The sequence below is a fragment of the Microbulbifer sp. ABF4_107 genome, from assembly GCF_056312215.1.
In genome coordinates, this window is the sequence record NZ_CM149983.1 from 1,349,870 (window position 1) to 1,370,328 (window position 20,459).

16 protein-coding genes are annotated in these 20,459 nt (G+C 55.0%); 9 read left to right on the forward strand and 7 right to left on the reverse strand.

Going from position 1 to position 20,459, the window contains the following annotated elements; all coding sequences use genetic code 11:
• Positions 1 to 24 precede the first annotated feature (24 nt).
• Positions 25 to 1,203 carry a 2-methylaconitate cis-trans isomerase PrpF gene (gene prpF, locus ACYX4K_RS05540; protein ID WP_475093117.1) on the forward strand — a complete coding sequence of 393 codons (1,179 nt, stop codon included), beginning with the start codon at positions 25 to 27 and terminating at the stop codon, positions 1,201 to 1,203.
• Between the two features lie 215 nt (positions 1,204 to 1,418).
• Here prpF and ACYX4K_RS05545 read toward each other — a convergent pair whose 3' ends face one another.
• Positions 1,419 to 3,197 (reverse strand): arylsulfatase, encoded by a 1,779-nt coding sequence (locus tag ACYX4K_RS05545; RefSeq protein ID WP_475093116.1) that lies wholly within the window; start codon positions 3,195 to 3,197, stop codon positions 1,419 to 1,421.
• A 260-nt stretch (positions 3,198 to 3,457) separates the two neighbouring features.
• Positions 3,458 to 4,477 (reverse strand): HAD family hydrolase, encoded by a 1,020-nt coding sequence (locus tag ACYX4K_RS05550; RefSeq protein ID WP_475093115.1) that lies wholly within the window; start codon positions 4,475 to 4,477, stop codon positions 3,458 to 3,460.
• A 556-nt stretch (positions 4,478 to 5,033) separates the two neighbouring features.
• On the opposite strand from ACYX4K_RS05550, the gene ACYX4K_RS05555 reads away from it, so the two are divergent.
• Together ACYX4K_RS05555 and ACYX4K_RS05560 are read left to right on the forward strand one after the other, a co-directional pair.
• Complete coding sequence (locus ACYX4K_RS05555) at positions 5,034 to 5,834, forward strand: hypothetical protein (RefSeq protein ID WP_475093114.1); 801 nt, start codon at positions 5,034 to 5,036, stop codon at positions 5,832 to 5,834.
• A gap of 40 nt (positions 5,835 to 5,874) precedes the next feature.
• A complete protein-coding gene (locus ACYX4K_RS05560; protein ID WP_476178782.1) occupies positions 5,875 to 7,398 on the forward strand; it encodes a patatin-like phospholipase family protein in 1,524 nt (507 codons plus the stop codon).
• A 313-nt stretch (positions 7,399 to 7,711) separates the two neighbouring features.
• Here ACYX4K_RS05560 and ACYX4K_RS05565 read toward each other — a convergent pair whose 3' ends face one another.
• Positions 7,712 to 8,494 (reverse strand): OmpW/AlkL family protein, encoded by a 783-nt coding sequence (locus ACYX4K_RS05565; RefSeq protein ID WP_476178783.1) that lies wholly within the window; start codon positions 8,492 to 8,494, stop codon positions 7,712 to 7,714.
• 259 nt (positions 8,495 to 8,753) lie between these two features.
• Between ACYX4K_RS05565 and ACYX4K_RS05570 the strand changes: the two genes are divergently transcribed.
• The 4 genes from ACYX4K_RS05570 to ACYX4K_RS05585 all read left to right on the forward strand — a co-directional run bounded on the left by ACYX4K_RS05570 (position 8,754) and on the right by ACYX4K_RS05585 (position 15,626).
• Positions 8,754 to 11,138 carry a TonB-dependent receptor gene (locus ACYX4K_RS05570; RefSeq protein WP_475093111.1) on the forward strand — a complete coding sequence of 795 codons (2,385 nt, stop codon included), beginning with the start codon at positions 8,754 to 8,756 and terminating at the stop codon, positions 11,136 to 11,138.
• Between the two features lie 53 nt (positions 11,139 to 11,191).
• A complete protein-coding gene (locus ACYX4K_RS05575; RefSeq protein ID WP_475093110.1) occupies positions 11,192 to 11,896 on the forward strand; it encodes a response regulator transcription factor in 705 nt (234 codons plus the stop codon).
• Positions 11,896 to 13,128 (forward strand): sensor histidine kinase, encoded by a 1,233-nt coding sequence (locus ACYX4K_RS05580; protein ID WP_475093109.1) that lies wholly within the window; start codon positions 11,896 to 11,898, stop codon positions 13,126 to 13,128. The genes ACYX4K_RS05575 and ACYX4K_RS05580 overlap by 1 nt, the downstream gene beginning before the upstream one ends.
• A 116-nt stretch (positions 13,129 to 13,244) precedes the next feature.
• Entirely contained in the window at positions 13,245 to 15,626 is a 2,382-nt protein-coding gene (locus tag ACYX4K_RS05585) for a DNA polymerase II (RefSeq protein ID WP_475093108.1), read from the forward strand.
• On the opposite strand, the gene ACYX4K_RS05590 is transcribed toward ACYX4K_RS05585, so the two are convergent.
• The 3 genes from ACYX4K_RS05590 to ACYX4K_RS05600 are packed head-to-tail and all read right to left on the reverse strand — an operon-like array spanning position 15,562 to position 18,024.
• Positions 15,562 to 16,104, reverse strand: a complete 543-nt coding sequence (locus tag ACYX4K_RS05590) for a hypothetical protein (RefSeq protein WP_475093107.1) — start codon at positions 16,102 to 16,104, stop codon at positions 15,562 to 15,564. The two genes, ACYX4K_RS05585 and ACYX4K_RS05590, sit on opposite strands and share 65 nt — an antisense overlap.
• A complete protein-coding gene (locus ACYX4K_RS05595) occupies positions 16,091 to 16,774 on the reverse strand; it encodes a response regulator (protein WP_475093106.1) in 684 nt (227 codons plus the stop codon). The genes ACYX4K_RS05590 and ACYX4K_RS05595 overlap by 14 nt, the downstream gene beginning before the upstream one ends.
• Positions 16,771 to 18,024, reverse strand: a complete 1,254-nt coding sequence (locus tag ACYX4K_RS05600) for a sensor histidine kinase (protein WP_475093105.1) — start codon at positions 18,022 to 18,024, stop codon at positions 16,771 to 16,773. Before ACYX4K_RS05600 ends, ACYX4K_RS05595 begins: the two co-directional genes overlap by 4 nt.
• A gap of 168 nt (positions 18,025 to 18,192) precedes the next feature.
• On the opposite strand from ACYX4K_RS05600, the gene ACYX4K_RS05605 reads away from it, so the two are divergent.
• Together ACYX4K_RS05605 and ACYX4K_RS05610 are read left to right on the forward strand one after the other, a co-directional pair.
• A complete protein-coding gene (locus ACYX4K_RS05605; protein WP_475093104.1) occupies positions 18,193 to 19,020 on the forward strand; it encodes a DUF2306 domain-containing protein in 828 nt (275 codons plus the stop codon).
• Between the two features lie 37 nt (positions 19,021 to 19,057).
• A complete protein-coding gene (locus ACYX4K_RS05610) occupies positions 19,058 to 19,981 on the forward strand; it encodes a M14 family metallopeptidase (protein WP_475093103.1) in 924 nt (307 codons plus the stop codon).
• A gap of 15 nt (positions 19,982 to 19,996) precedes the next feature.
• On the opposite strand, the gene ACYX4K_RS05615 is transcribed toward ACYX4K_RS05610, so the two are convergent.
• On the reverse strand, positions 19,997 to 20,455 hold the full coding sequence (locus ACYX4K_RS05615; RefSeq protein ID WP_476178784.1) for a GNAT family N-acetyltransferase: 459 nt from the start codon (positions 20,453 to 20,455) through the stop codon (positions 19,997 to 19,999).
• Positions 20,456 to 20,459: the final 4 nt, after the last annotated feature.

The following is a 20,459-nucleotide window of genomic DNA, read 5'->3' on the forward strand; positions in this document are numbered from 1 at the left end:
TCCGCCATTTTCGCGAGAAGCAAAATGAAATTCGCCCCCCAAATACGTATCCCAGCCACCTATATGCGCGGCGGCACCAGCAAAGGCGTCTTCTTCCGCCTCCAAGACCTCCCGGAGCCAGCCCAAACCCCAGGTCAAGCAAGAGACAACCTGCTACTCCGAGTAATCGGCAGCCCCGACCCCTACGGCAAACAAACCGACGGCATGGGCGGCGCCACCTCCAGCACCAGCAAAACCGTCATCCTGTCGAAGAGCGAACAGCCCGAGCACGACGTCGATTACCTGTTCGGCCAGGTCTCCATCGACAAGCCCTTCGTAGACTGGTCCGGCAACTGCGGCAACCTCACCGCCGCCGTGGGCGCCTTCGCCATCAACAGCGGTTTTGTGGATGCCGCGCGCGTTCCTGAAAACGGCATCTGCACCGTGCGCATCTGGCAGGCCAACATCAAGAAGACCATCATCGCCCACGTGCCGATCACCAATGGTGAAGTACAGGAAACCGGTGATTTCGAACTGGACGGCGTCACCTTCCCCGCGGCAGAGGTCCAGATCGAATTCATGGACCCGGCGGATGGCGAAGGAGCCATGTTCCCCACCGGCAACCTGGTGGACGATTTAGAGGTGCCCGGCGTTGGTACCTTAAAAGCCACCATGATCAACGCCGGTATCCCCACGATCTTCGTCAATGCAGTGGATATCGGTTACACCGGCACCGAACTGCAGGAAGCCATCAACGGTGACGACAAGGCACTGGCCATGTTCGAGACTATTCGTGCCTATGGTGCGAAGGCGATGGGCCTGATAGAAAACGTGGAAGAGGCAGCCGCTCGCCAGCATACTCCCAAGGTCGCGTACGTCGCGGCACCGAAGGATTATGTGGCCTCTAGTGGTAAGCAAGTGGACGCAGGTGATATCGATCTGCTGGTGCGCGCACTGTCCATGGGCAAACTGCACCACGCCATGATGGGCACCGCCGCCGTCGCCATCGGCACCGCGGCTGCAATCCCCGGTACCCTGGTCAATGAAGCCGCCGGGGCAGGCGAGCGCAACGCCGTCACATTCGGGCATCCATCTGGCACCTTGCGTGTCGGTGCGGAAGCGGAAGTAGCGAATGGGCAGTGGAGTGCAACCAAGGCCATCATGAGCCGCAGCGCGCGGGTTCTGATGGAGGGGGGGGTGCGGGTGCCAAACGACTACTTTTAGCGGCATTGTGTGTCAGGCCACACAATGGTTTGCGGCTGCCGATACCCAAGAGACATTGCTGGCTAGATACAAGAAAACCCGGTTACCTGTCATAGGAAACCGGGTTTTCCAGACCCCGCTTTACACTGCAATACAAATGTAGACAGCTTCACCGTAATGCAAGGAATTTTGTGACTTTTAGTCACCGGCTCGACATATCGTCGTCGCCACGCGGACTAGTTACCTGTTGGCATTGGCAGGCTAATACCTTCTTTCTCTAGTGCCTCTCGCACATGCTTCAATCGCTGATAATCACTGAGCGTGATTGGGCCAGTATACGTTTCGCTTTGTGGTTTGCGTGGCGGATACTCGACGTAGGTTTTCATCAGCTTTTTAATCGATTCATTAATCGTGACAAGAGTCCAGGTGCGCTCGGTGAAGTTGTTCATAAACAGGTCATACCGTTCCTGAGGGTCCTGCCAAAGATCGAATACCTGCGGCACAGTGGCGGCATACTTTGATCCACCTTTCCAGCCTAGATTGGTATCAACCGAGAGGCCGCCAGTAGGGGCGCCATCGTCACCGCGCAGGTTGAAAACGGCTTTGTAGTTTCCGACACGGGCAGCACCGGGAGAAAGTTCATTCTCTGTAAAATAGAACCAGGAAGTGCGTTCGCTTTTTCCGGAGCCCGCGAGCACTGGGGACATGTCGTAACTGTCGAAGTAGATTGGCTGACCTTCGCGATCCTTCTTGGGAAGGGTTTCCCCGGCGAGGGTGGCAAATGTGGCCATCAAATCTAGGCCGCCGAGAATATCGTGGTTATGCACGCCAGCTGGGATCGTTCCTGGCCACACGGCAATGGCCGGAACCCGATTTCCGCCCTCACGTACTGTGCCTTTGGTGCCGCGGAAGGGGGTGTAACCAGAATCGGGATAGACATCCTGCCAGGCGCCGTTGTCCACCGTGTAGAAAACCAGGGTTTTCTTGTCCAGACCCAGCTCGCGCAACTTGTCCATTACATGGCCTATACGCGTGTCCAATTCCACCACCGCGTCGGCATACTTCGATTTGGACATCGACTTGTGCTTGAACTCTGGCGCCGGCATGTTGGGCTGGTGGTTCTTCATGAAATTAATACTGATAAAGAAAGGCTGGTCGGGATTTTTCGCAGCTTCCTCGAGAAAACTCAGCCCCGCTTTTTCGACATATTCATCGACGAAGGGCAAGCCAACTACACCTTTCTGTGGTGTGTTCACATACTGACCGTTGACTTTCCAATCTTCTTTCGCTTTCTCGCCCGCGTTACCAGACATTGAACCTTTGGTTACTTTCTCGAACATGGCGCGAAGTTTGGGGTCCATGTCTGGGAACCAGGTGGGGTCGCCATAGGTGTAGGCGTTAGCATGATAAAGGAAGGCGTGCTTCATCACGTCGTAACCCTGGGCATTGGGTAGAGCGTAGTCCGACTCGCCTAAGTGCCATTTGCCGGTAAAGTAGGTTTTGTAGCCCGCCTTTTTTAGTACCGACCCCAATGTCCACTCGGCTTTGGGCAGTCCGCCACCCTGGCCCTGGAACGCCACGGTGGTCATACCACTACGATTGGGAATGCGTCCGGTCTGAATCGCAGCCCGACCCGGTGTACAACTGGGCTGCGCGTAGAACGAGAAGAAACTCATGCCATCGGCGGCCATTCGGTTGATATTGGGCGTGGGCATACCGCGCCCCTCACCCCCTCCGTAAGGCCCCAGATCGCCCACACCAGTGTCGTCGGATACGATCAGCAGGATGTTCGGCTTACTGCCGGCTATTTTCGCTGGGGTCGTGGTGGGCTGAGCAGCTACTTGGGAATCTGCTTGCTGTTGCGGTGACGGCCGCGTGACTTGTGTTTCGGCACCTCGAGCGAGACTCGCTGTATTATTTGCCGCACTGGCCTGCTTCCAGACTCCAGCGGAGTTGTTGCCGTCACACGCTGCCAAAGCAGCTGACAATAACAATACTGGGTATAAATAACGCATTGTTGATCCCTGTAGTGTAAGTAAATTTCTCATAGCCCCTCAAAGTATTTAGCCGAAGCAAGTTAACTGGTGGGCCTAGATAAGTTGAATGAATAGAAAGGCTGTGATCTCTACTTCATAAAATTAGACGATGAATTACGTATTGCAGCCCGCGCAGGAATGTTGCCGACGCGAAAGTAAACGCTAGCTTGTTCCCAATAGTGTTTCCGCTCAAGCCAGTCTGTACGAGGGGCTTCCGATTCAATCGTTTTTTTACGCTCTTAATCGAAAGAAAAAACTCGTTTCCAGTCTCCCTTGATGCTGATTACGACCCAACCTTTGCTTTTGGCCTCTTTCATCAGTGATTCGGAAAAGGTGCCGAACTTTGTGTCCGGTAGCCCTTTAGCGGGACCATAGGCGTACTCGCGTTTGTCGTCGTCGTGGAAGACCAGGCCGCTCAGACTGGATCCGTTACCGGCTGCAGTCCATTCAAGCATCTGACGATCACCGTCAGAATTTCCAAAGGCGACGATGGGGCGACGGCCGATAAACTTGTTGATGCCCACGGGCTTGCCGGATTTATCGTCAATAAAATCGATCTTGGGAAGACGCATAAGTACTGGCTTCCCGTTCTTCATCTCGAATTTTGTTTCGATACTGGAGCCAATCACTTGCTCCGGAGGGATACCGTAAACAGCTTCGGTCATCGGGCGCATAAATTCGACACCTCCGCCGGAGACGATGTAGGTTTTGAACCCGTTGGCCCGCAGATACTCTAGCAGTTCAAGCATCGGCTGGTAGGCGAGCTCAGTATAGTGACGATTGAAGCGCGGGTGTTTTGCTGTTTTGAACCAATCTGTGACTACCTGCTCAAACTCAGCCGTACTCATACCTGAGTGGGATGCCATTACCAGTTCGGCAATGCCTTTTTCGCCGGATGCGGTCAGCGCGTCCAGGTCGTTGTCGAGGACCGCTTTGAAAGGTTGTTTGGTTTTCCATTCTGGGTGCTTGGGCGCCAGCACCTTGATGCGGTCGAGTGCAAAGGCAAGTTGTGTATACATTGGGTGTGAAGGCCACAAGGTGCCATCGTTATCGAAAGTGGCAATTCGGTCTTCGGGCCTTACATAGTCAGGGTTAGACTTATCAGTAACCTTATCCACGAACTTGACGATGGCGTTTTTTGTGGCGCCGTCATTCCATGAGGGGAGAGGATCTGTAGCGCTAAACGCCCCGATTGAGAGGGTGGAGAATGCGATCAGCGTCAATAGCTGTGTAAAAAGGTGGCGAAATTGATGTCTCATGACTGCCCCAGTGAAGTTCACAAAAAGGTAATGTTTTCAGCCCGAAGGCTTTCTTGCCTTGGTAGCCTTGGATGCAAAAAACTGAGCGGGACTCTTCATCTGTAGTCGGATCAGTCGTAACCCGGCTCCGAAAAGCCGCCGTAGCGCCAATAGCTATTTCTTAAGGCACATCCCTTCGGATGCTGTGTTGAAAACCCACAAAGAGGTTAGTACATGGATGGCTTCGGGGCTATGTGGTCACCGCTCTATGTGCACGATGATTGAGGTGATTTGATGAGTTTAAAAATTAACGACCGGGAATCAAAAGCAGTTGGCGTTAGAATGGAAAATTTGTCGCGATACGATTCGCTACGTCCGCTATCTTGCAATAGTTCCCTACAGAAAGTCGCGTGTAAGTCGTGATAATTCACATGCTTCCTTCCCCGGCAGCGATACTTACTATCCCCGGGAGCCTGCTTCTAGGTGCGTGGGATAACGTCCTCGGTCTATTCCATTGAGTGAAATTCAATAAGCGAACATATAGTTATCTCGTGAATTCAAAGGAAAATGCAACGGCATGGAAAAATTTTTTCATAGTGTAAGGTTTCGTATTGGCGCTTTATTTACCTGTATTGCGATTTTTGCAGGGAGCTCCTCCGGTGCAATGGCGCAAACCTCTGCCGGAGCGGAAGATTGGGAGTTTGGCGCGGAGGTATACCTTTTTGGTGCGTCTATTGGTGGTACTTCTGCCAATGGCGGCGATATCGATATTTCGTTCCGCGAACTTCTCGATGACCTGGATATGGCTTTTATGGGCGCGATAGGAGCGCGTAGGGATAGATTGACCCTGGCCATGGATATGATCTATCTGAATGTGGAGGAAAAAAATGACAAGCAACTTACCCTGCCACTATCTAGGGAAGTTGATATCAAAGGCGACACTGATATTAAGCTCAAGGGCTTTATTGGCACGCCAACAGTGCGCTACGCTCTGATTGATAGTGAAAGAGGGCATCTGAACATCCTGGGCGGTGCAAGATATCTGTGGCTAGACGCGTCGATCGATGTGCGCGTCTCCGTGGAGGCGCGATCTATCAGTACACGTATCTCTGATACTGGTAGCGTTTGGGATGCTATTGTGGGCGTCAACGGCGAATACAACCTGTCTTCACGTTGGTATTTGCCTTTTCATTTGGATGGTGGGGCCGGCGATTCGGATTCCACCTGGCAAGCCTTTGTTGGGGCTGGGTACAGGTGCAATACTTTAGATTTCATCTTCGGCTATCGGTATATGGATTGGGATTTTGACGGTGCACATAAGGTCCTAAATGATCTTGACCTGAGTGGCCCTATAGCAGGGTTTAAATTTTCATTTTGAGTGATCTCAGGATGTTAAATTTTCAGCGAAAAACACTCGATTGAAAAATCTTCGTGTAGATTCGGGTATGCTTTTTGGGGCTGAATACATGAATAAAAATGCAATAGAAATTTCATGTCACACTGAATGTTCGATTTCTGAACAGACTTTGGCAGAAATGAGTGGAGCTTCCTGGTCCGCGTTACAAAGTTTAATGGTTCGGCCCAAAGATGCGCTGAAAAACTTAGTTTTTTTTATGTCGACGGCTTTGGCGGCACTTTGCATTGCATGTTCCCATAAGCCTCCACAGGTACAGCCGTTAGCGCAATGGTCGCCTGAACGCAATAGGGAAGTTCGTGAATTGCAGGCAAGTGGGCGATCCCCGGATATCGCTGTTTTGCTAGCTTTTTCTGGGGGAGGTACTCGTGCTGCGGCATTGTCTTACGGAGTTATGACGGAACTGGCTCAGACTAAGATCCGCACAACGTACGGCTACCGTTCACTACTTCAAGAAGTCGATATGATATCTTCGGTATCCGGAGGTAGTTTTACAGCAGCATATTACGGACTGTATGGCGATCGACTGTTTATTGACTACGAGCAGAAGTTCCTACGAGCTGACGTCCAAGGAGCACTGATCGGAAAGACGCTGAGCCCATCCAATTGGTCAAAATTGGCAAGCTCCAGGTATGGGCGTGGGGATCTTGCTGCAGAGTATTACGATAAGATTTTGTTTAATGGTGCCGAAATGTCTGCGCTTCAGCGACCAGATTCTCCTTGGGTGGTAATAAACTCAACAGACCTAAGTACAGGTGTGCGGATTCCCTTTATTCAAGAGATGTTTGACCTATTTTGTGTAGATGTAGGGAGCTTTTCAGTCGCTCGTGCTGTGGCAGCATCGTCCGGTGTTCCGTTAATTTTCTCTCCCATCGCGATGCAAAATTTAGCCGGGGGCTGCGGGTTTGAGCGGCCTCGCTGGGTCTCCGATGCATTGGCAGAAGAGGGGCCTACTTCTCGTAAAATAGTCGCACGGCAAATTGAAAGGTATCTCAACAGGGAGCAGCAGCCTTGGTTACATTTGGTGGATGGCGGTATTTCAGACAATTTGGGTTTACGGAGTTATTATCGAACGCTTGAGTTGGCCCCGGATTTTTCTAGACCTTCTAGATATTTACCTCACTTCAAAGCTCGTCATATACTGCTGGTGCTTGTAAATGCGAACTCACATCCACATCAAGAGTGGGCCCGAGTTCCGAGTTCGCCGCCATTACTTGAAGTGGCTGGAAGCGTTACTGGTGATCAGATCTCTCGTTTCAGTGAGGATACTGTTTTACTTACTCGGGAGATTATGGAGCGCTGGGCTCAGGAAAACTCTACCCCCGATCGCCCCGTTACGTTCCGCTTTGTTGAAGTTAGTTTTGATCAGGTAGAAGACTTCAGTGAGCGCAATTACCTGAATAATATCGGTACGAATTTTAAGTTGAGTGATACAGAGGTGGATAGATTGATTTCCGCAGGTCAAGAGCTGCTGGGACAGTCCACGTTATACCAAGATTTTGTCAGAGAGATACAAGAAAACAAATAGGTCCTTCATTCGCTAGGGGGTGGAGTAGTTCTGATAAATATCTGTACGCGATATCTGTTTCTTTGGCTGATAACTGATTATTATTCTTTTCTTTGGTTAGTCAAAATTTGTTTGGTACTTTCGCCCAGAACTTTGTATTCCATACATGTCTTCCTGGGACATTGCGGCAAGCTCGCTGCAGTTGTGTGGTCTCCAAATTGCCAGTGACCGCTTCACACGAAAAAGGCCCTTGCGGAATTAATTGCCAACGTACAATTTCCGTCCATAAAAACGGGCGCCGAAGCGCCCAATAAAATCTACCGAATCTTAAATGTCAGAAGGAAAATTTGTAGCCCACTGACAGATTAAACATCCAGGGATCATAGATGTAGTCCCCGGAATAGGACTCATAAATCGGCTCTACATTCGGCGGCGGTGGTACGTCATCCATCAGCTGCAAGCGCATATCTGTCATGGATCGTGCATAAACCGCGGCAACGTTTACCAGCCATGCGCTCTCGCGTCCGAAATTGAAATCCATACCCACTTGCCAGGTATAACCCCAGGAAGATCCCAGGTCGAAGTCGCCGCGCAGGCCGAAGTCGGCCAGGTCGTCGCGCACTTCACGGCTTAGGCCGCCTTCGCCGAAGTCGGTATAGCTAACGCCAGCACCGATATACGGCTGAACCATGCAGGTCTCATCCAGGGGGTAGAATTTCAGGCTTGCGGTGCTGATGTCGGCGTCAAAACTGGCAATATCCCGAAACTCGACGTTGTCGAAACCCAGCGAGAAAAAGCCGTCAGCGTGGCTGCTGGTATGGTTGTCGCCGTCCATATAGGCCAGCTCGATGCCCCAGTGCTCTACAGGCTTCCACTCGAGGTTCATATACCAACCCCACTCGGAGCCGGGATCGACGTTGGAGCGGAACGCGTCGAAATACCGGTAGGTATCATCGACGAAGCTGACGTCGTCATCGCCCGGGGACATATAGTATCCGCCAACGCGAACAATAAAGTCCTGTGGGCCGGTCAGGCCGAAGGCGCCCGCAGAGGCAGGGGTGGAAAGCGCCAGTGCCAAGGGCGCCAAGAGAGGTGCAAATTTCAACATCCTTTTCATCCGAGGTAACTCCTTATATACCCGTGGAATAAAAAGTGTAATACAGCCATTTATGACTTAAGGCGAAAACAGCTAGCTTTAGGTGCCAAATAGCAGGGTGCCGGTATTTCCGTTCAGCTGATTCAACGTTAGGTCGCCGGGCCCTGATGGTCTATTCACGTTTCAGCGACATTTCGGTCACATTTGCATTGTTAACCTCCCACCGATTCACCAATAAATATCGGCAGATTGTTGTCGGGGCAATAAAGGGAATAACAATATGAGCAGGCAATTGACACAGGTATCGCGGTTGACGTTATCGGCGCTGTTGATGGGAACTCCACTTTTTACCCACGCAGCGGAAACCCCCGGTGCGCTGACGATTGTGGTGAAGGATCAGAATACGGACCGGCCACTCTCATCTGCGCAGATTGTGATCAGGGAGCGGGATACCAACTCCACGCGGTCGGTGGAAACCGACGCACAAGGCCGCATTGTCGTCGATCTGCTCGACCCCGGTCTTTACTCGGTGAATGTGGTCAAAGGTGGGTTCAGTTCCTCCTATGAGCCCAGTGTGCGCGTGGTTACGCGCAAGAATGTCAAAATTGAATTCGACCTTCGCGAGCAGGCGATTGAGGAGGTCGAGGTCCGGGCGCAGCAACCGGATGCATTTGCGTCCGCCAGTAGTACCTACCTCGATCGAGAGGCGTTGCGCAGTGCAGTGGGTGGTGGCTCGGACCCGCTGCTCTCGCTGGATGGTTTGCCTGGCCTGGCGTCCGCCAGTGAGTTCGCGAGCTTCAGCGTGCGCGGCCGCGGCCCAAGGGACAATTTGCTGTTCGTTGATGATTTTCCGTTTGATAAAGCGGTGCACTTTGATGCGACCTTGGGCGAAGAGGAAGATATCGGTGGCGGCGGCCGTTTCTCGATCTTCGCGCCGAACGTGATCGGTGGTGCAGAGTTTTCGCCCGGTGGGTGGAGTGCGGCTTATGGGGGCAGGGCGGCATCGCTACTCAACCTGGAGGTCGCCGATGGCAATCCAAGCCCTTCCGCGAGTCTGCGCTTCGACATTGCGGGCTATGAAGTGGGTTACGATGGTCCTGCCGGTCTTACGGAAGACTCTACCTTGCTCGTTTCTGCCCGTCGTCTCGATTTCGGTTCGTTTTTTGAAACCATCGAAGAGCTCGATATTGGCGCGCCGGTGCTGAGAGATGTGATCGTAAAGTCGGTTGTGCCCATCAATCAGGCCAATACGCTCGAAGTACTTCTGATAGACACGCACGAAGACTATTTTCGCGATGTGACCCACGTTTTTGCGTCGCCCAATTTCGAAGACGCGGCGCTCCAGAAATCCGAACAGGATAGTGATTTGTACGGTTTCACATTGCGGTCTCTGATCGGTGAAGAAGCGGTGTTGACCAACAAGGTTTACTACCGCACCAGCGACAAGATCAGTTCAGAGGGGGAATCCTTTCCGGATCTCGTTCCTGAGGGATCGCCCGCGTCCAGTTTTCCGGTGCGGGAAGACATTATTACCATCGGTGAGGGTGAGACAGAGATCGGCTGGCGGGGCGACTTCGAGACAGTGAATCAGTGGGGCGTGTTCAGCGCTGGTGTTCGCGTAACGCAAACGGAACTGGACTATAGCACCGTCCTGGATGGCGATTGGATTCGGTTTGTCTACGACGACGATGATTTCAGGCCAGACCCGGACCAGCGTTCCATTGTACTGACACCCGAGAGCATCAATTCTTCGCTCAATCAGAAAGCGACGAGCTATGCGGGTTACGCCGAGCAGGTGTTTGAGCGGGGCGATTGGGATTTTCGCACTGGCTTGCGCCTGGAGCGGGACGGTTTTGCAGACGAAAGCTTCGCGTCGCCCAGGTTCAGCGTCAATTGGCGGCCGGGGAATACCTTCCGCTATTTCGTGACCGCAGGCCTCTTTCATCAGTCCCCACGGTTCTTAGACCTCGCCGCGAATGAGTCAAACGACCTTGGGAACGAAGAGATAACCCACGCCAGTATCGGGGCTGAATACTTTCCGACCAGCAATTGGTCGGTGTTGACGGAAGCATATTATCAGAACCTCGACAAGCTGGTGGTAGACCTAGATCGGGCAAGTGGTACCTTTGCCAACATCGGCGACGGTACATCCTACGGTGTGGATGTGGTGGCCAACGGTACGATTCGCGAGGGCATTTACGCTACCGCGACATACTCCTACAACGATGCCGAAGTGGACCGGAAGGACGGTCGCGGTGCCGTCGCCGCCGAGTTCAACCGCGAGCATGTCGCTACCCTGGGCCTGACCTGGGAAATCAGCGACCGCTGGAAGGTGGCCGGGCGTTACAAATATCTTTCCGGCAGACCAGACGATGCGTTTATCATTCATTCAGACGTGTTGGGGGAGGGCGAGCCTTTGCGCTATTCGAAAGAGATCACTGAGCGCAATGTCGGCCGCAAAGACAGCACGGCCATGTTGAACGTGCGGGTGGATTATCGCCGCGCATTTGGCCCGGTGGATGCAACGGCTTTTCTCGATGTCATTAACCTGACTGCGGCGTCATCGAGCGACGATACGGATTTTGATTATCGCCGAGGGGTTGTGGTGCAGGATGATAGCGAGGCCGAGCCGCTTATTGGTCTGCGTTTGGACTATGCGTGGTAAAAAGCGCATGGTAAATAGTGCGTGGTAACTCGTAACGGGCAAGGGGATCGTTGATGGTACAAGCGCTGGGTGAAGCACCGATTAGAGTGCTGATTGTCGAAGATAACCGCGATATTTGCGAGAACATCGCCGCGTATCTTGATAAGCATAACTATGTGCTGGATTTTGCCTATGACGGTATCAGCGCTATGCACCTGGCGTTAACCAACCCGTTCGACGTGATTGTGCTGGACCTGATGCTTCCGAGGATGGACGGCCTCAGTTTCTGCCACAAGCTGCGAGTGGATGCGGAAGTGGAAACGCCCGTGCTGATGCTGACCGCAAGAGATACGCTGGACGATAAGCTCAAGGGGTTCGAGGTGGGTGCCGATGATTACCTGATCAAGCCATTCGCACTGCAGGAGCTGCACGCGCGACTGCAGGCGCTGTACAAGCGCAGCCACGGAAAAGCCACCAGTTTGTTAACGGTCGGTGATCTGACATTGAATCGCTCCACCTTACAAGTACGCCGCGGGGGGCAGCGGGTCGAACTCACTCCCGCGGGTATGAGATTGCTGCAACGACTGATGGAGGCGGCCCCGTCTGTTGTCGCTCGCGATGAGCTCGAAACCTTGCTGTGGGCGGACGAGCGTCCCGATGGCGATGCGCTTCGCTCGCACATGTACAAGCTGCGCCAGGCGATCGATCGGCCGTTTGAAAACCCGCTACTTCATACGGTACATCGTATCGGGTACCGAATTGCAGAGGATGTTGAGTAATGTACCGCTACAGTTTACGCAAGCGCGTCGCCATTGCATTTGCGATGTGTGTTGCGGTTCTCAGCGTGGTTTGGGGGCTCGCGTTCTTCGGCGCGATGAGGTTGAGCGAGGATCGTGTCCTTGTACGTCAGCTGCAGCTTGCCGTCGAAAATTATCCCACTATGTCGATAAACCTTCGTGCATACGATGACATTGGCAGCCTGCCGGAATCTCTCAGGGAGTGGGCGCAGACAAATCCTGCCGAAGGACTGTATGAATTCGAGTCCGAAGAGCTCCATGTAGCGGTAGTGCCATCTGAAAGCGGACAGGGAACCGCCTTTGTGGTTTACGACGTTGCCGGGATTGAGGCTGCGTCATCAGAGGACTGGTGGTTATTGCTCGCGATCACCGGGGTAGTGGCTGCACTTGGTGTGCTTGGTTTCGGGCTGGGAATTTTTGTGATGCGCAGAGCGGTCGCCCCAGTCGTGCAGCTCGCGAAGGTGGTCGCGGAGATCGACCCGAAAAAGCTGGCGGCCGAAGATCTCAAACGCATTGAGTCCTACCGGTTTGGCGATGATGAGGTCGGCGTGCTCGCCACGACCATTGAGAAGACCCTTGAGCGGATCAGCGCGTTTATTGATAGGGAGCGATACTTTACCGGTTCTGCCAGCCATGAGTTGCGGACGCCGATCACCGTGATCATGGGCGCGCTGGAGCTGCTGGAACAGAGCGATCTTTCTGCGGCCGATGCGAAGGTGGTTGAGCGAGTGAAGCGTGCCACTTTTGAAATGAAAGCCACCATTGAAATGTTCTTGTGCCTCGCTCGCGAAGCCGACGATGGCTTGTACGACGAACAGTTTTCAGTAATGCCGCTGGTAAGCCAGGCGATAGATCAGCAGCGCCATCTATTAAACGGGAAATTCGTCGACGTAGAAATCGATGATCTATCCAAACCCGTTGCCAGCGGACATTCCCAGGCGTTTTCTATCGCGGTCAATAATCTGGTGCGGAATGCATTCCAGCACACCCTTGACGGCCAGGGGCCAATCACGATTCATATCAGAGATCGCGCGCTGTTTGTCACCAATCAGGTTAGTAGTGCGGTGAATGAGCGGCACACACCCATCGAGTCTGTGTCGCCGCAAGGGTATGGTCTTGGCCTGGGAATCGTTGAACGGCTGTGTGAACGCAATGGCTGGTCGTTTTCATTGGACGCGGATGAAGCGCGTGTAGCGGCCCGCCTTTCCTGGTGATGAGACCAGGTCGCCCGGGGGCCCTTAAGCTCGGCGCTGGCAATTGCTGATATCTGTGTATTTATCCAGTAAAATGCCTGCAATCTCTAATCCAAGTATCAAGCCAGTACAGCCTCTTGTCCCAAGGATTTCTCCTCACCCGCCACAGCTTTGATCAGCGCGGCAGCACCTGTATCCACTACTGGCTGGCCACACCCGAGGGCCCGGTCAAGCTGGTTATTGAGGGTGAGCGCCCGGTTTTTATGGTCAAAGTGGCGGATCGGCCCCAAGTATCCGAGGCGCTGGCCGGCATCCCTCATGATTGGCAGCAGCTGGGCTTCCAGACTTTTGGCCGCGAAGAAGCGGCCATGCTGTATTTTCCTACGATCGATGTCCACCGCCGGGCCCAGACCCTGTTGCAAGATCGCGGGATCGAGATATTCGAAGCGGATTTTCGTCTCCACGATCGCTACCTGATGGAGCGCTTTGCCCGGGGTGGCCTCTACTTTGAGGGTGTGGCCCGGGCCAAAGAAGGTTATACGGAATACCGCAACGTGCGTCTTAAGGGCGCAGAAGTTCGGCCAGAGTTCAAGGTGGTTTCCCTGGATGTCGAGTGCTCCGGCCAGGGTGAGCTGTATTCCATAGGCCTGTATGGGCACGACGTGGAAGAGGTGCTGATGGTGGGGCAGCCCGAAAGTGCTGAAACCACCATCCACTGGGTGGATGACGAACGGGCGCTGCTGCAGGCCCTGGAGGCCAGAATCCAATCCCTGGACCCGGACATCATCATCGGCTGGGCCGTGGTGGATTTTGATTTTCGGCTGCTGATTAAACGGGCCGGGCGCCATGGTCTGCGCCTTAAGCTGGGGCGCGGCGGCACCGATGCCCGCTGGCGGGATGGCCGCGAAGGTAATCAGGGCTTTGTGACACTGCCGGGCCGGGTGGTGCTGGACGGCATCGACGGGCTGAAGAATGCCACTTACAACTTTGAAAGTTTCAGCCTGGAGTTCGTGGCCCAGACGTTGCTTGGTAGGGGTAAGGACACCGAAGATGTAGACAACCGCCTGGCCGCGATTGAACACGACTTTCGCCATAACAAACCCAAACTCGCCGCCTACAACCTCGAAGACTGCCGTCTGGTCTGGGACATCTATCAGCACACCCGCTTGCTGGATTACCTGCGCCTGCGGGCTCAGCTCACGGGCCTGGAGCTCGACCGCAGCGGTGGCTCGGTGGCGGCTTTCACCAACCTCTACCTGCCCAAGTTACACCGCAGCCGCTATGTGGCGCCCAACCTGCCGGCCGACGGCGGTCTGGCGAGCCCCGGTGGCTATGTGATGGACTCCCGGCCGGGCCTGTACGACAACGTACTGGTGCTGGATTTCAAGAGCCTGTATCCGAGCATTATCCGCACCTTCAAGATTGATCCTATGGGCCTGATTGAGGGGTTGGCTGACGGATTGACTGGCGAACTGTCGGATGACGAGGCAAGTGAGAACAGCATCCCCGGTTTTCGCGGCGCGCGTTTTTCCCGCGACAAGCACTTCCTGCCGGACATCATTACCAATCTCTGGGCACAGCGGGACATTGCCAAGCAGGAAAAGGATGCCGCGCGCTCACAGGCGATCAAGATCATCATGAACTCCTTCTACGGGGTACTGGGAAGCGGGGGCTGCCGTTTTTACGACACGCGCCTGGCCAGCTCCATCACATTGCGCGGTCACGAGATCATGCAGCAGACCGCTCGCTGGATTGAGGAGCTTGGTCATCAGGTTATCTACGGCGATACCGACTCCACCTTTGTCTGGCTGAGTGGCAAACCCAGCCCGGAAGAGGCGGATGCGACCGGTAAGAGTCTGGCCAGCGAGATCAATACACGCTGGCAGAACAAACTCAAAGATGAGCTCGCGCTGGAATGTGAACTGGAGCTGGAATTCGAAACCCACTACCAGCGATTTCTGATGCCCACCATTCGCGGCTCCGAGGCCGGCTCCAAGAAACGCTATGCGGGCCTGGTGTTGAATGGGGACGAAGAAAAGCTGGTATTCAAGGGCCTGGAAACCGTGCGCAGCGATTGGACTGTGCTCGCCAAGCAGTTCCAGACACAACTCTACGGAATGGTGTTTAAGGGCGCTGATCCGTCCGGCTATATCCGCGAGATGGTGGAGAAAACCCGGGCAGGGGAGATGGACGAGCAGCTGGTGTATCGCAAACGGCTCCGGCGCAAGCTGGAGCAATACGTCAAAAATATTCCGCCCCAGGTGCGCGCCGCACGACTGGCCGATGAACACCGCCGCCAGCAGGGGCTGTCACCCAAATACCAGAACAAGGGCTGGATTCGTTATGTGATCACCCTCAGCGGTCCGGAGCCTCTGGAGTACCGTCAGTCACCGATCGATTACCAGCACTATATCGACAAGCAACTTAAGCCGGTGGCGGATGCCATATTGCCATTTATCGACCTGGATTTTGATTCTCTGGTGGATGGGCAGTTGGGGCTGTTTGGGGCGATCGACTGAACACGTTTTCCTGATCAATTTTCCCTTCAGTGGATGCCTTAATCTCAGCCGGCCAAACCAGCCCTGCACGAATTCCCGCCAGCAAAATCACAAGGGATGTTTCCAACGCTAGGAAAACTCCAATCGGGTGGCCAGGCACACCACGCGCTACCAAATAGACAAGGTATGCCGCAGTCAGCAGGTTACCGACAAGCCCGATGTTGAGCGCATACCCGCGGGCCTGCCAGAGCGGTTTGGCAATTAGGGCATTCAATGCCGCGGTGGTGGCGAGCATTGCACCGGGGAGAAACAACAGAATGCGACGTTGCAGGGCTGTGTCCGGGTGCCAAATTTCCGTCCAAACTGCACCAAAGTGTCCGTATGCGCCCAGTGTGAGGAATATGGCGAGAAGCAACGCGCTTACCGCAGCCAGGTTATACAGAGAGTTGCGCTGCAGCCCTGTCGAGGCAGTGGCAACTGGCGTACTAGAAACCAACATCGCGCTCTCCGACGTTGGCCAACCCACATTCATACGCGAAAACCACGGCCTGGGCGCGATCGCGCAATCCCAGTTTTGACAGCAGGCTGGATACGTGGGTTTTTACCGTGGCCGGGCCGATAAACAGGGCTTCGGCGATTTCGGCATTACTTTTGCCGGCGGCAATTGCCGAGAGTACTTCGCGCTCCCGGGAGGTGAGCCGTTCCAATCGCTCGGTCAGGTCGCTTCCGGTTGCCAGTTTTTGCGCGAATCTTCCGATCAGGCGTTTGGTAATTCCCGGGTCCAGCATGGCGCCGCCATCGGCCACGGTGCGCACGGCCTCTACCAGTGATTCTGGCGGAATATCTTTGAGTACAAAGCCGCTCGCGCCGGCCTTTAGTGCGCGGAATATGTATTCGTCTGGGTTGAATGTGGTGAGGATGATGACCTTGCTAACGTTACTGGTGGCGCTGTCTGTACTCAGGATTTGTGCCGTGGCTTCCAGGCCATCCATTTCCGGCATGCGGATATCCATCAGGATGATGTCCGGCTGATGCTCCCGGGCTGCGGTTGTCGCCTCGCAGCCGGTACCGGCTTCTGCCACGACTTCAATATCGGGCTCGTTATCCAGTACCAGCGCGAAGCCACGCCGCACCAGCGCCTGGTCATCCACCACCATTACACGAATCATTGTGATCTCCCATCTTCAGTGGGCAGTTGCGCGTAGACTTCAAAGCCGCCGCGATCTATTGCGCCCGCGTGCAATTGCCCCCCGAGTAATTCAGCGCGTTCGCGCATGCCGGTAATACCGTGTCCACCACCGGACTGTTCTGACTGTGTTTGCTGGCTTTGGCTGTGCCCGTCATCGCGCACGCACACAGTTAGTTCGCCCGGTTCTGCGCGCACACTGACATGCACGCTGGCCGCAGCACCGGCGTGTTTGATTACGTTGGTTAAGGATTCCTGGACGATGCGATAGGCGGCGAGGGCGGTTCTGGCAGGTATGCGGCTGAGATCGCCCCGGGTTTCATACTCCACTTTGGCCAGGACTTGTCGCACCTTTTCGATCAGGGCGGGCAGGTCGCCCAGATCTGGTTGTGGTGTCAGCGTTGTTCCGTTGCTGACCGGGCGCAGGACACCTAAAAGGTGTCGCATTTCTGCCAGAGCCTGGCGGCCAGCGGCTTCCACCGCAGCCATGGCTTCGCTCGCTGCTTCCGGATTGTTGCGGCAGATGGTTCTGGCTGCGCCAGCCTGCACGGTCATTAGACTCACCTGGTGCGCCACTATATCGTGCATCTCCCGCGCAATGCGGGTGCGCTCGGCGATTACCGCACGCTCAGACTCGGCGTTGCGTTCGCGCTCCAGATACGCCGCTCTTTCTTCCAGCAAGCGCAGGTATTCACCGCGAAAACGCTGCCGCCGGCCAATGTGCCAGAGTGCCCACGCCAGCATCAGCGCGACGGTTCCGGAAGCGGTGGGCTGGATCAGAACGTTTACGTCGACCGCGATATACGCCAGCGTCGCCAGCATGGCGGCCAAACTGATGCGGGCATTGGGTTCATAGCGCCCGAGGCTGTAGAGAGAGAATGCCATCGCGACAATGCCATTGGCGGGCAGGCCGAGCTCCAACAGGAGGCTTGCGCCAAGGATCACGCAATGCACCTGCCAGGGGTGCGTGCGGCGCCAGAGCAGAGCCAAGCTGCCGACGAAGGCGCACTGGAACGCGGCAACGTCCCAAAGACTCTGCAGGGCCAGCACATCATGAGCTTGTTCGCGGGACCACATCAACATCGTCAGCAGAAAGGCGAACAGGGCAATCAACAGGTCCGTGAGCTGTGGCCGGCGCTCGAATGGCCCGCGCCATGGCCGCCTGGCCTGGAGTGACGAAGCACCGGCCTGGTGCTGCTCCGGCTCTGCTGTGTGGTGAGGTATTGACTTCATTGCTGCATGCTAAACCAGCTGTGGTGGGCTGTCATGGGCCTTGCGGATGAGCCGGGCGCAGCGTCATCTCCACCTTTTGGGGGAGGTCAGATTCCTGCCTGTGGCGGATGTGTAGAAGCGCCGAAATGTTGACTATGCCTGCCAGGTATATTCAGCAGGAGAAAAATGATGAACGACGCTGTACTTAGTCCGGTAATATCGCGCTCAATTGATACGAACCGCGCAATTGATCTAACCGTAAATCTGTGGTTTTGCATCGCGGCTGCCGGGCATGCCGTATTCCTTATATACATTCTCGCCGTGTTTTTTCCGCCGATTGCGCAGTCCGGTTTGCACGGGCTGGAGGGCTTGCACCTGCCGGCGGGTTTTCGTGATGGTGATACGCTGGGGAATCTGGCGGCAGCGGCTCATGTTCTTTTGGCTGCAGTCGTGATTGGCGGTGGCCCCCTGCAGCTGACCCCGGCAGTGCGCCGACATTTTCCAGGGTTTCATCGCTGGCTGGGCCGCAGTTACCTCGTTGCAGCGGTGATCAGCTGTGTGGGTGGCCTCTATATGACCTGGACCCGCCACAGTATTGGTGGCCTGGTGTCTCAAGTTACCATCTCCGTCGATGGGGTGTTGATTCTGCTATTTGCTTTTCTGGCTGTGCGCGCGGCGATAGCGCGGCGAATTGCCGACCATCGTCGATGGGCGCTGCGTCTGTTTATGGCAGCCAGCGCAGTGTGGTTTTTTCGGGTGGCACTGATGGGCTGGGCGATGCTGACGGGCGGATGGGGGATTGACTGGAAGACCTTTACCGGGCCCTTTCTGTACGCGCTGGGTGTCGGCCAATACTTAATTCCGCTGGTTATGCTCGAGTGGTACTTCTACTGTCAGCAGCGCAATGCGGGGCAGGGGGTACAGATCGCATTTATTGGTACTCTGCTACCCCTGACAATATTTATGGCCATCGGTATTTTTGCCGCTACCATGGGGATGTGGTTGCCTCGGATGTAGTCCGGCCACGCCCGCTCACAACTGGAGATTAAGCGCAATGAATACTGCTCCCGCATACTATCCAATCGGTACCCCCGGCACGCCGTGGGCCGATGCGGAACGTGCCGAGTGGTTGTCACGTCAGGCCCGTCACCGCAGCTATACGTCTGAGGTGACAAGCAAGATTGAACGTCTGAGTGATCGCTTCGACGTGGAAGAGTACGGTCGGCTGGAATACGGCGGCGAAAGATTTCCGCTGCTGGCAATCTGCAGCCGCGATTGGAATGACAACCTACCCGTGATGCTGGTGACGGGCGGCGTACACGGCTATGAAACCAGTGGGGTGCACGGCGCGCTGCAGTTTGTCGATCAACATGCCGCAGATTATACCGGCCGGGTGAATCTGCTGGTGGCGCCCTGCGTCAGCCCCTGGGCTTACGAGCGTATTCACCGCTGGAACCCCAATGCCATCGATCCAAATCGTTCCTTTTACGACAACAGTCCTGCCGAAGAGTCCGCAGCCCTGATGCGGCTGATTTCGCCAATCCGCGATCGAGTGGTCATGCATATTGACCTACACGAAACCACCGACACCGACGAAACCGAATTCCGCCCGGCACTGGCCGCCCGCGACGGCAAGCCATTTTCCCCGGGCGGCATTCCCGACGGTTTTTATCTGGTGGATGACAGCGAAAACCCGCAGCCCGAATTCCAGCAGGCGGTGATTGCGGCGGTAGAGCAGGTGACCCATATCGCCCCGGCGGACGATAACAATGAAATAATCGGCTCACCGGTGGTGGCCCGTGGAGTGATCGAATACCCGCTAAAACAGCTGGGACTGTGCGCCAGCGTAACCAGCGCGCGCTACAAGACGACAACCGAAGTTTACCCCGACAGCCCGCGTGCGACGCCCGAGCAGTGCAATGACGCGCAGGCCGTAGCGGTGTGCGCGGCGATCGATTACGCGTTGACGCACCGATAAAGACTTGGCGGCTTGCTATGGATTATCCGATTGCTGTTGGAATTGCATGATTACAATACCCCGCCCTTGTTTCAGATAGGTATGGAACCGGTCGACGATGGCTGACGGGAGTCCGGCTTCCTCAACAATGGCGTAGCCGAGCGATTCATAAAACGGAACCAGGTGCTGATAGGGGAAGGTGAAGGTGCTGTTGTCGTAGGCTTCTGCCATGTGGGTCAGTAGCAGTCGTGCGATACCTTTGCCGCGGTGTTCTTCGGCGACCGCCACGCCGGTCAGTAGCTGGCTGTCGGTCAACTTGCGTAGAGTGCCGCAGGCCACTATCTGGTTTCCTGAATCTCTTATCACCAGACAGGGATCGTGCCGCCGGGCTTTGCCGCGGAATTTGTGGGTGCGGTAGAATTTGTTGGCTAATGGCATCTCTGCGTCGGAGAGCCACTGGGCAGTATAAGATTCAGTCGATTTTTCCGAGTTCATATCA

Bases quoted from the DNA above. Each gene is read 5' to 3' on its own strand.
- prpF (WP_475093117.1), top strand. From the start codon at position 25: ATGAAATTCGCCCCCCAAATACGTATCCCAGCCACCTATATGCGCGGC.
- ACYX4K_RS05545 (WP_475093116.1), bottom strand. From the start codon at position 3,197: ATGCGTTATTTATACCCAGTATTGTTATTGTCAGCTGCTTTGGCAGCG.
- ACYX4K_RS05550 (WP_475093115.1), bottom strand. From the start codon at position 4,477: ATGAGACATCAATTTCGCCACCTTTTTACACAGCTATTGACGCTGATC.
- ACYX4K_RS05555 (WP_475093114.1), top strand. From the start codon at position 5,034: ATGGAAAAATTTTTTCATAGTGTAAGGTTTCGTATTGGCGCTTTATTT.
- ACYX4K_RS05565 (WP_476178783.1), bottom strand. From the start codon at position 8,494: ATGAAAAGGATGTTGAAATTTGCACCTCTCTTGGCGCCCTTGGCACTG.
- ACYX4K_RS05570 (WP_475093111.1), top strand. From the start codon at position 8,754: ATGAGCAGGCAATTGACACAGGTATCGCGGTTGACGTTATCGGCGCTG.
- ACYX4K_RS05575 (WP_475093110.1), top strand. From the start codon at position 11,192: ATGGTACAAGCGCTGGGTGAAGCACCGATTAGAGTGCTGATTGTCGAA.
- ACYX4K_RS05580 (WP_475093109.1), top strand. From the start codon at position 11,896: ATGTACCGCTACAGTTTACGCAAGCGCGTCGCCATTGCATTTGCGATG.
- ACYX4K_RS05590 (WP_475093107.1), bottom strand. From the start codon at position 16,104: ATGTTGGTTTCTAGTACGCCAGTTGCCACTGCCTCGACAGGGCTGCAG.
- ACYX4K_RS05595 (WP_475093106.1), bottom strand. From the start codon at position 16,774: ATGATTCGTGTAATGGTGGTGGATGACCAGGCGCTGGTGCGGCGTGGC.
- ACYX4K_RS05600 (WP_475093105.1), bottom strand. From the start codon at position 18,024: ATGAAGTCAATACCTCACCACACAGCAGAGCCGGAGCAGCACCAGGCC.
- ACYX4K_RS05605 (WP_475093104.1), top strand. From the start codon at position 18,193: ATGAACGACGCTGTACTTAGTCCGGTAATATCGCGCTCAATTGATACG.
- ACYX4K_RS05610 (WP_475093103.1), top strand. From the start codon at position 19,058: ATGAATACTGCTCCCGCATACTATCCAATCGGTACCCCCGGCACGCCG.
- ACYX4K_RS05615 (WP_476178784.1), bottom strand. From the start codon at position 20,455: ATGAACTCGGAAAAATCGACTGAATCTTATACTGCCCAGTGGCTCTCC.